The sequence below is a fragment of the Arthrobacter sp. 05L417 genome (genome assembly GCF_056397865.1).
Map to the genome: position 1 here is coordinate 1 of NZ_JBFTOG010000124.1, position 427 is coordinate 427.

The 427-nt window shown below is 66.7% G+C and carries 1 protein-coding gene; it reads left to right on the forward strand.

Features of this window, described 5'->3' with window-relative positions; translation table 11 throughout:
* Positions 1 to 427, forward strand: a 427-nt coding sequence (locus tag AC1DJW_RS26600) for a GTP 3',8-cyclase MoaA family protein (RefSeq protein WP_476902974.1), incomplete at both ends; no start/stop codon positions are given.

Here is a 427-nt window from a genome sequence, read left to right on the forward strand (position 1 = left end):
GGATGGGACCGGTCAAGATCAACGCCGTCCTCATGCGCGGAATCAACGACGCCGAGTCCCCCGAGCTCCTGGCCTGGGCAGTGGAGCACGGCTACGAACTGCGCTTCATCGAGCAAATGCCGCTGGACGCCGATCACGGTTGGACCCGGCGCGACATGATCACCGCCGCCGAGATCCGCGAACTGCTCTCCCGCGACTTCACACTGGCCCCGGACCCCCGCGAACGCGACGGCGCACCGGCGGAACGATTCGAAGTACGACGACGGGACCCGGCATCGGCCCACGCCACCGGTCCGCTCCTGGGCACCGTCGGCATCATCGCCTCCGTCACCGAACCGTTCTGCTCCGATTGCCGGCGCACACGGATCACCGCCGAAGGCAAGATCATGAGCTGCCTGTTCTCCCGCCAGGAATTCGACCTGTTGGG